Origin of the sequence: Desulfosporosinus sp. (genome assembly GCF_014237355.1) — a bacterium.
In the GTDB taxonomy this organism is placed as follows: domain Bacteria; phylum Bacillota; class Desulfitobacteriia; order Desulfitobacteriales; family Desulfitobacteriaceae; genus Desulfosporosinus.
Genome location: NZ_JABZFS010000029.1, coordinates 1 through 9,000, shown reverse-complemented (window position 1 = coordinate 9,000; position 9,000 = coordinate 1). Strand labels below are relative to the sequence as shown.

Sequence of the window (9,000 nt, the reverse complement as noted above, 5' to 3'; positions counted from 1 at the left end):
GTGTTAGGCACGCCGCCAGCGTTCGTCCTGAGCCAGGATCAAACTCTCCAAAAAAAGTTATTTCACTTCTTCTAGAAGAAGATGATTGACTCATGATTTATTTTGAAACTCTTGCGAGTCTCTCTCATTGGCTGTCCTTGTTGTTTAGTTTTCAAAGACCATTATTTTCTTGCCCCGTTTGGGCCGGAATCACATCTTAGCATTTTCAACTTATGTTGTCAACAACTAATTTTGCTTTGATTGATTTCGCTTAGGGTTATAACCTTTCGGCTTATTCAACCCATCGTGCGTCTTTGAGGCGCTCAGTTATAATAGCATCATAGTTATTTGATGTCAACTATTATTTAACATTTTTAAAAATTCTATGCACCTCTATGCCCATGTTTTACAAATAAACTCGTGAATTTCTATGAAAAATAAGTAATAATGCTCTGACACACTATACTATATGCGTTATTTCCTTGATTGTTACAATGCCTATCGTTGAATTATGATAATCCATTGACTCCGCAGTATATCACATAGCAAACAATTGCTTACTTGCAGCGATTTTCTCCAGCACTGATTCCACTTAGCGCCTAACCATTGGCCCAAGAAATAAGCTCCCATGAACATAAGATAAGTCTCTAATTCTATTTCTAAGTCAAATCGTATACGTAGGAACACAATTACTGGAACTGGTAAATGAACGGATAAGAACCACTGTCTCGAAAACTTTTTTACATTTTCTCTCCAATACCCAAAGGGGATATTCAACAAAGTCACTAGAATTAAAGCCATACTAGACAACAGTCCCTTCTTCCATTAATACTGTAAATCTTCGCAAATCTTTTCCCGATTTATGTTTACGAAACAGATTCTTACAATATACATTATGGTGTGACTCTTGCAAAGGGAGTGTGGTACCAGAATGCTTGATAGGCCGATTATAGTTTTTATTAGAAAGTCATGGGTTTTGGGGGCTACGGTGGCCTTAATCATTTTATTCCTTGGAGCAGGCTCATTTAAACTGACGTCTGCCTTTTCTTCCGGTCTAAAGGATAAAGTAATAGTCATCGACCCAGGTCACGGAGGAGCTGACCCTGGCGCACAGAATTCTGGGATCAAGGAAAAAGACCTAAATTTAGACATTTCGTTACGTGTAGGTAAAGTCTTAGAATCTAAAGGATGTATAGTCATTCTAACACGCGAAGTTGATAAGGATTTCTTCCTACCAGGTTTCGTCAAAGGGCGCATGGCCAAACGAGTTGAATTAAACAGCAGAATTAATATTGCTAAAGAAAATAACGCTGATTTGTTCATTAGTGTTCACGCAAACAGTTTTCCCAAACCAAACTCCTATGGGATGGAAACCTACTATCACCTAAAATCCTCAAATGGAAAAGCACTAGCAGAAACAATCCACGAACAGCTTAGTCTGGTTCAACCTGATAATAAACGAAAAGCCAAAGCAGGAGATTATTACATAATCAATCAAACGGAAGTTCCCGCTGTCATTGTTGAAGTTGGCTTCATCTCTAATCCTCGAGAAAGAAAACTGTTGTTGTCAGAGGATTACCGCAACTTAGTAGCCAATGCCATAGGTACAGGGGTTGAGCATTACTTCGAGGTCTTTCCGATGGGCGTACGGGAAAACTCACCAACTGTCACTCAAGATATACCTCCATCTGCAAGCGAGAAAGCCTATAAACTCTACTTTTCCAACGATAATTTAGAGAAACTGGTACCTGAAGATCGTCAAATAGACCAATCAATCTGGCCAAAACTAGATCTCGCTCAAAAAGCAAGCCTTGTCATGAGTGAACTCATTCAAGGCCCGCAGTCAAGTAATCTAATCCCTACCATTGCCCCAAAAACAAAACTACTTTCCATCACTACTGAAAATGGTCTTGCTACCATCGACTTCAGTCGGGATATCCGAGATGATTTTCCCGGTGGAGCTTTAGTCGAGAGCATGACAATTAGATCAATCATTTGGTCATTGACGCAGATTCCAGGAATTAACGGCGTCCGGATTCTAGTCAATGGTGAATTTGGAGACTCAATTGGCGGACACATTCTTTTGGATCGTACATTTACCGCTCAGCTAGGGGTTTAAAGCGGTTGTCTATAAAACTTGATTTCATAACGGTCACTTAGCCAGTTAGCCTTCCATTCATCTAACAGCAGTACTGCATAGTTTTCATCTTTGTCTATCACAACCGTACTCATACTAGATTCAGTAAGAAGTTTAATAATCTTATCGTCCTTTTCAACCCATCGCACAATTTCAAAGGGGAGATGTTGGATACTAACTTGTACTCCATACTCTTCACGCAATCGGTATTCTAACACCTCAAACTGTAATTGACCGACAACACCAATGATCGGTGCTTCCACCCCAACATGCAGATCTCGAAAAACATGGATCGCTCCCTCTTCTTGAAGTTCCTGAATTCCTTTAATAAACTGTTTGCGCTTTAGAGCATTTGCAATATTGATTCGGGCGAAGTTTTCAGGGCTGAAGAAAGGCATTGCTTCAAATTGAAGCCCGTCCTTTTCAGTTAAAACATCTCCGATCCTTAGAAGTCCACTATCATGGACTCCGATAATATCTCCAGCAAATGCTTCATCTAGTATGGTTCTTTCCTGAGCAAACAACTGTTGCGGTTGAGCGAGACGAAGACGACGATGAGAACGTGTATGAATAACGTTCATACCCCGTTCATAGCGACCTGTACAAATACGGATGAAGGCTATTCGATCTCGATGCTGGGTATTCATATTTGCTTGAATCTTAAAAATATATCCTGAGAAACTAGGCGTCTCTGGATCTAGTTCTCCTAGATTTGTGCTCCTTGGTTGTGGAGCAGGGGCTAGTTCAAGAAAGTATTGCAAGAAATTAGGAACACCAAAGTTATTGAGAGCACTCCCAAAGAATACGGGTGTTACTTCCCCACGATCCACTCGTTCTTGTGAAAAAGTATTTCCCGCCATATCTAGAAGTTCGATTTCTTCCCTTAGCTGGTTCACAAGATCTTCTCCAATACCCTCTTGAACGGTTGAGTCATTTAGAGGACCCGATATAGGAGGCTTAGCACTGGATCTTGCACTTCCTTCCATAAAACGCTCTACGTATCCAGTCTGGCGATCATATATCCCCTTAAAATCCTGTCCCATACCGATTGGCCAATTCATAGCGTAGGATTCAACCCCTAGCACCTTCTCTACTTCATCCATCAAATCTAGAGGGTCCTTAGCTTCACGGTCAAATTTATTAATAAAGGTGAAAATTGGAATTCCTCGTTTACGGCAAACCTCAAATAGTTTCTTAGTCTGGGTCTCTACCCCTTTTGCTGCGTCAATCAGCATTACTGCACTATCAGCTGCAGTCAAGGTTCGATAGGTATCTTCACTAAAATCTTGGTGGCCTGGGGTATCCAGGATGTTAATTACGTATCCTTGATACTTAAACTGTAGAGCACTAGACGTAATAGAAATCCCCCGCTGCCTCTCAAGTTCCATCCAGTCTGATGTGGCATAGCGCTCCGCTCTCCTGGCTTTCACAGAACCAGCTTCTCGAATTGCTCCTCCAAAAAGGAGCAGTTTTTCAGTTAAAGTTGTTTTCCCTGCATCCGGATGAGAAATGATTGCAAAGGTTTTTCGGGAAGAAATCTCTGATTTTAAATCCGTTTGGTTCAATGTTTTAACTCCTTAAACTAATCTTTTGTCATACATCATATTCTAACGCTCAATTGTTTTCCAATTAGTATAAGAGTTAATTATACACGATATTGTATATATCCTCAATTATCAGGCTAATAAAAAACACCATTGCCAGATTCACGTCTCAATAACGGCTACAGGCTCAAAATCCTTAAGCTTGCAGACCTCTTTGAAATAGACCAGCAGGATGAAGACATCCCGCGGTTCTTCAAATTCATCCACATGCTCGATGTTGATTTTTTTCCCTACGAAGAATGCCTTCAGATCCAGATCCTTGTTCTCTTCCTGTCCAATCAGGGTGCTATATTCATTTACCAGCTCCTGCAATTTATTTTGATTTTTATCATTGACCTCCACATCTGGAAAGCGGTAATTGCTGGAGTTTTCCCCAAAGCAAAACATCTCTTTAATGGTTGTTTCCCCTTCCACTGCAGCCTCTTCTTCAGGTCTTAACATAATATATTTCTTCGACATTCTACTATCCTTTCCGGAAGCTGAGCCTCTGTATAATCCCTTAAATCAAGTTTATATAAGCTCCACCGTTACATCTTCGCGCCTTCATTCCTACCTGTTCCAATTATAATTCTGCTCATTTTTGTCCATTCCTGCTAATTTACACGAATTATTGTCCGGATACAGTAACTGACGTAGGTACTAACCTGCTGACGTCTTATGTGAATTGAGAAATTCATCTATCTCAAGGGGGCATTACCTTACAGCCTCATATTCAGAGGACGCCAGGACGGCGGCCCCTTTAATTTTCGCTGCCCATTGGCCCTTTAGACCACTCACACCAGAGCAATTACATCCCTTGCCATATTGAAGCATCTGCTGTGAGGTCCCAGTAGCCTAAGATTTTACTTTGGATAATGAGCTGTCTCCTTTGCATCAGCCCCTTCGGGCAAATAAATTCTTGTTCGAATCATTCCGGCAAACTCCCCATGCTTAAAATAGCTACTATAGGTAATAACCATCCCAAAGGCTATTTTGGTAAAGGATTTTAATTCCCCGGTTTTAAACCGCGATATAAAGTCGGCAATCTTTTGGCGATTTTCTTCCTTGTGACAGTCTAAAGCCCACAAACCCATAACGTTTTTCCCATAGAACTCTTCCTCGAATTTATTGGCCCAGATCACATTGAAATCTGCATCTGTAACCAAAAGTCCCGCAGAAATATCCTTAAAAATCTCACCAAAATTCAATTTCTATACACCTCCAGCTACCTTGTTGTCTTCTGTTACTTATACCTTAAGAATGGAACCCGTAATTAAGATACCCATAATTAAAAGCGGACATAGTAAGTCCATTCCTTTTGATGTGCCCTAACTTCAATTACGGATTATAATCTCATAGACAAATTAAAATTCAGATAACCATCACGCAGTCAATCGTTGATTGCCTCGATCCCCAGCCGTTTAAGCTTTTCAAGGTGATCTCGAATATTTTTGAGCTCCTCCGGAGAGTGCCCCTCCCAGTCCAAAACCTCGTCGATTACTCGTAGTGGATGTTGTGTTCGGTTGGACCTCATCCTTACCTTCCCGTAGAAAACAGGTTGTTGCCATTACCTGCTCCTTGTATATAATATTATCCTACTCATAGTTACGGTTTAAAAATACTGGAAGTCTAAGGAAGACGAAATGTTATTATAGTGCCAATGTGTACTAACGCTTATTTGACTTTTAATAATTACTTTCAACGTTTCACTATCAAGTTCTAATTCCACATGGTTATCCCAGTTTAAAAATTCATAACATGTTATTAATAACTTATTACCCGTCCACTGTCCAAACTTAATCAAATCCATTTTAATAGGACTCTCCAGTAGCTATTATAGTAATTCCCCTTATGGTTTTTTCCTATATTTAGAATTTGCCATAAACCATTTATTAATTCATAAAGAGGCTTAATAAGCCTCTTTATGAATTATTTTAATTAACTTCAGTTATCCTTTACTGGGTTGCAAATAGAACAATCGAGATAGATAACTCATCTATTTCGCATTAGGGTAGTTAGTCAGGCATGGATAAAAATTCTAGTTTGGTCAAACCTAAGTTTAAAGACGAATTGGAGGTAAATTTAGAGAATGATTTTAGAAGATAGGTTTACAAGAGGATTCATAGCTGGATTAATTGGAGGAGTAGGTTCATTGGCCTGGGGTTTATTTTCTAAGTCCATATTAAAATTTACAGAGCTATTATATACTGATTTCGCATCAATCCTAATTTATGGAAATAAAGCAAGTTCTTTTATAGAAAAGGCTTTTGCACAATTTGTTGTTTTTGGTTTTTGGGGTTTAGGCGGTATTTTATTTATACTTTTAATACCTTATCTAACCAGCAAGAACCTTATTTTTAAAGGAGCATTTTGGGGAGCATTTATTTGGTTTGCTTCTTATGTAATTACACTTCTATTTAAGGTTAAGGGATTAGAAATAATAAGTGTTAATACATCAATTTCACAACTCATTGGCGGATTAATTTGGGGGGGCCTTTTAGCAATTGCAATTAAATATCTTGATAGAAAAGTTAAAAAACTATAGTAAAGAAAAGACCATAAACACCTTCCGAATTATCCTACTTACGAATGTCGCACTACAATGCCCATTATTTGGTATATTGTAAGAAGAATGCGAATTACGATTGTCTATTTTTGTTTTAAACGCTTATTAACTTGCAACTAGAGAAAAATTATAAGAGTGTGTGCTTCACTAATATCTAGGCAACTGACTTTGTTCAATATAATAATTCTCTACTCCGATTTCTTTCATTCTCTCATTTCTATAAATCCACCGTTCTCTTAGTTTACCTTCAAATTGCTTGTCGCATGGGAACTCACTGCATTCAAAGCAGAAATTAATGTTACGCTCAACTTGGCAGTCTTTCGCATGACATTCTAAAGGGCATTTGACGTTTTGACTCCTACATCCACTACAAGTACCCTTGGCAAAGTGATTAAGAATCTGTTCAAATTCAGAATATCCTTTAAAAATCGGTACATTTTCAGATTTAAGTCTCGCAAGTCCTTTATAACCTTTCAATAGCTCGGATAATTTCTTACTCAAGTACATTATTTCACTGTTATCATAATCAGCACATCTTGAACAGTCCAATCCGCACATGGACAATTTCTTGTTAACCTCATAATTTTCCATCTTTATCCCTCTCTTTAATGATTCTTTATATTCAGTGTTTATCTGTCTTTGTGTGTTATATTGGCAAGTATACACTAACTACCAGGAAATCCGTTCTTCAAACTATATTCTATATACCTCTTGAAATAACCTTTTTAAAAACAAGTTGCTTTTAATACGCTTAATCCAGTTATTCCCATCCTACAACTGCGATTAACCTATCTTTTGGAACTTCCTTTCATGGGGGCCCATACGTTTCTCCGGCTTCAAATTCGTCCTGGGAACAGGCGGCCACTCTTTAAGTCTTCCACCATATATTCAGCAAGCGAGCTCGCGTCTTTACTGATTTCTCCTTCACCGCCAGACCAAGTCTGGCCAGTTTACCGAGGGCTCCAGCAGCAGTTTTCGCCTACTTGTTGGTTTGTCGTTTTGTTGACGTGCATTCCTGAAAGAACCGGCCTTTATCCGACTCTGACCCAACCTCAGCAACAAGCATACTGCCAGCCAAGTCTGGCTTGGCCGGCAATTTTGAAGTTCTTATTCGACGAGTCGGCAAACGCCTTTCCGTACTTACTGGATCTTACCAAGCAAATGAGCATGTTCAGACAACCAGTTTTCTGCTGCATAATCCAAAGGGAGAGTTCTAATCGCTTCCCAATTAACATCCTCAATATTCATTACGCGCAAATCATATTCCTTTGAATACTGACCACAAGCTTGGCAGATAACTAGCTCTGCCCCCGGATACTCCTCTGACTTAAGATAGTTTAATTTCGAAGCCTCCTCAGTCCCACAGCGAATGCACCCAACGCGCTTAGCTGACCATTCGTGTTCGCATATGGAACAATGTAAGAACCTCCTGCCATTAGGTAAGGAAAGAACGGATACCCCCGCTGGCTCTCCACAGATAGGACATGTCATGGTCTGAGTGGATTTAAATTTAACATAATTCTTGACTTGGCTATTCACTGAACTATTATCCATCTTAACCATCGTCTCTCGAAACGCCTGAGCGACGCCACATAAGGCGAGCTGCAAACGGCTTAAGAGTTCTGCGTTCGCCACAGGTTGAAAGGCTCTAAACTTTTTCCAGGTTTCCAATAATTCAATATCGCTGACTACAGTATCACTGACCTGGTTTAACCGTTGGCATAGTTCCAGAATCGCATTCTCAGGTAACTCTTTAATAGGATAGTACGGGGGGACCTGAGCTGGTCTGAGCCTTTCGGTCCAAAAAGAACCTCGCTCGGATTGCCATTGCTTAACTTCTTTCTTAAGGAGGTTATACATCTGAAAGGCGTTGTCCATCAACATTCTCCTGACATCTTTTTTATCTTTAGTTGAACCAGTTCACTGGTGTTCACTATGAAGGACCACTCCTTCATTATCAATATCTATTAGAGATTCTGCTGCTCATTTTTTAGTCGTTCATACCATTTAGCGTGATGCGCCTGCGCAAACTTTGTCGACACATAACCATTGAGCATGCCGGACATCGCGACCCTGGAATCCGGGTGTAAGAGACTCAAATATATATGTCCCATAGCAGCTGCCGTCATCATAAACATAGAAAGATCATGCACGGGATAAGCCCACCGAACTAAGCCTGGCGGAAAATGGGGTGCCCACCACATGACAATACCACTAAGAGTAATGAAAAGCGTGCCAAAGATGGTGATCAAGGAATTAATTTTTTCTCCCCCATTGTACTTGTCTTGAGCCGGATAGTTTCCATGTCCACCGAAGAATTCTTTAGGAAAGGCACTAACATGTTGTAAATCCGCTTTTGTAAAATTGAACGTAAATTTCAACCATCTCCAGTGAAACCTTGGGTTTCCGACAAAGAAAAGCAACCCAACTACAACAACAAAGAAAACTGCTGCAATGCGGTGAATCAATTGAGCAACATGAATTCCCCCAAAAATAGCCATTGCCGGCTGAAAAAAAGAACTGTAAACTCCTAATCCGGTAATGAGCAAAACAAAGAAAGAAATGGCATGAACCCAATGGCTAAGGCGTTCTCCTTTACTAAATCGCAAAACCTTGTCTCCCACAATTCTTTTTGGTGCATGATTTCCAGTTTGAACTCTAGATGCCATTAGTCTTTCCCTCCTCCTTTATAATTTCCTCTTAATAGATTGGCAAAAACCCCGAGGACAACAGCC

The 9,000-nt window shown here is 39.9% G+C and carries 10 protein-coding genes; 2 read left to right on the top strand and 8 right to left on the bottom strand.

Annotation, left to right across the window (positions count from 1 at the left end):
• The first annotated feature begins 967 nt into the window (after positions 1–967).
• Positions 968–2,098 carry an N-acetylmuramoyl-L-alanine amidase gene (locus HGJ98_RS06345; RefSeq protein WP_291350224.1) on the top strand — a complete coding sequence of 377 codons (1,131 nt, stop codon included), beginning with the start codon at positions 968–970 and terminating at the stop codon, positions 2,096–2,098.
• Here HGJ98_RS06345 and HGJ98_RS06340 read toward each other — a convergent pair.
• The 4 genes from HGJ98_RS06340 to HGJ98_RS06325 all read right to left on the bottom strand — a co-directional run bounded on the left by HGJ98_RS06340 (position 2,095) and on the right by HGJ98_RS06325 (position 5,233).
• A complete protein-coding gene (locus HGJ98_RS06340; RefSeq protein WP_291350223.1) occupies positions 2,095–3,681 on the bottom strand; it encodes a peptide chain release factor 3 in 1,587 nt (528 codons plus the stop codon). The genes HGJ98_RS06345 and HGJ98_RS06340 overlap by 4 nt on opposite strands.
• 141 nt (positions 3,682–3,822) lie before the next feature.
• The gene (locus HGJ98_RS06335; RefSeq protein ID WP_291350222.1) at positions 3,823–4,179 is read right to left on the bottom strand and encodes a hypothetical protein; all 357 of its coding nucleotides are present in this window, start codon (positions 4,177–4,179) and stop codon (positions 3,823–3,825) included.
• Positions 4,180–4,562: 383 nt separating this feature from the next.
• Entirely contained in the window at positions 4,563–4,907 is a 345-nt protein-coding gene (locus tag HGJ98_RS06330; RefSeq protein WP_291350220.1) for a hypothetical protein, read from the bottom strand.
• A 182-nt stretch (positions 4,908–5,089) separates the two neighbouring features.
• Positions 5,090–5,233, bottom strand: coding sequence for a hypothetical protein (locus tag HGJ98_RS06325; RefSeq protein ID WP_291350219.1), 144 nt, complete (start codon positions 5,231–5,233; stop codon positions 5,090–5,092).
• A gap of 555 nt (positions 5,234–5,788) precedes the next feature.
• Between HGJ98_RS06325 and HGJ98_RS06320 the strand changes: the two genes are divergently transcribed.
• Entirely contained in the window at positions 5,789–6,244 is a 456-nt protein-coding gene (locus HGJ98_RS06320) for a hypothetical protein (protein WP_291350218.1), read from the top strand.
• Positions 6,245–6,412: 168 nt separating this feature from the next.
• Here HGJ98_RS06320 and HGJ98_RS06315 read toward each other — a convergent pair whose 3' ends face one another.
• The 4 genes from HGJ98_RS06315 to HGJ98_RS06300 all read right to left on the bottom strand — a co-directional run bounded on the left by HGJ98_RS06315 (position 6,413) and on the right by HGJ98_RS06300 (position 8,934).
• Complete coding sequence (locus HGJ98_RS06315; RefSeq protein ID WP_291350217.1) at positions 6,413–6,856, bottom strand: DUF3795 domain-containing protein; 444 nt, start codon at positions 6,854–6,856, stop codon at positions 6,413–6,415.
• A 388-nt stretch (positions 6,857–7,244) separates the two neighbouring features.
• On the bottom strand, positions 7,245–7,391 hold the full coding sequence (locus HGJ98_RS06310; protein WP_291350215.1) for a hypothetical protein: 147 nt from the start codon (positions 7,389–7,391) through the stop codon (positions 7,245–7,247).
• A 14-nt stretch (positions 7,392–7,405) separates the two neighbouring features.
• On the bottom strand, positions 7,406–8,143 hold the full coding sequence (gene fdhE / locus HGJ98_RS06305) for a formate dehydrogenase accessory protein FdhE (RefSeq protein WP_291350214.1): 738 nt from the start codon (positions 8,141–8,143) through the stop codon (positions 7,406–7,408).
• 89 nt (positions 8,144–8,232) lie between these two features.
• Positions 8,233–8,934, bottom strand: coding sequence for a cytochrome b/b6 domain-containing protein (locus HGJ98_RS06300; RefSeq protein WP_291350213.1), 702 nt, complete (start codon positions 8,932–8,934; stop codon positions 8,233–8,235).
• Positions 8,935–9,000 lie beyond the last annotated feature (66 nt).

What these genes read in the sequence shown, in the direction of transcription:
- HGJ98_RS06335 (WP_291350222.1), bottom strand. Translation starts at nt 4,179, where the DNA reads ATGTCGAAGAAATATATTATGTTAAGACCTGAAGAAGAGGCTGCAGTG.
- HGJ98_RS06325 (WP_291350219.1), bottom strand. Translation starts at nt 5,233, where the DNA reads ATGAGGTCCAACCGAACACAACATCCACTACGAGTAATCGACGAGGTT.
- HGJ98_RS06300 (WP_291350213.1), bottom strand. Translation starts at nt 8,934, where the DNA reads ATGGCATCTAGAGTTCAAACTGGAAATCATGCACCAAAAAGAATTGTG.
- HGJ98_RS06320 (WP_291350218.1), top strand. Translation starts at nt 5,789, where the DNA reads ATGATTTTAGAAGATAGGTTTACAAGAGGATTCATAGCTGGATTAATT.
- fdhE (WP_291350214.1), bottom strand. Translation starts at nt 8,143, where the DNA reads ATGGACAACGCCTTTCAGATGTATAACCTCCTTAAGAAAGAAGTTAAG.
- HGJ98_RS06315 (WP_291350217.1), bottom strand. Translation starts at nt 6,856, where the DNA reads ATGGAAAATTATGAGGTTAACAAGAAATTGTCCATGTGCGGATTGGAC.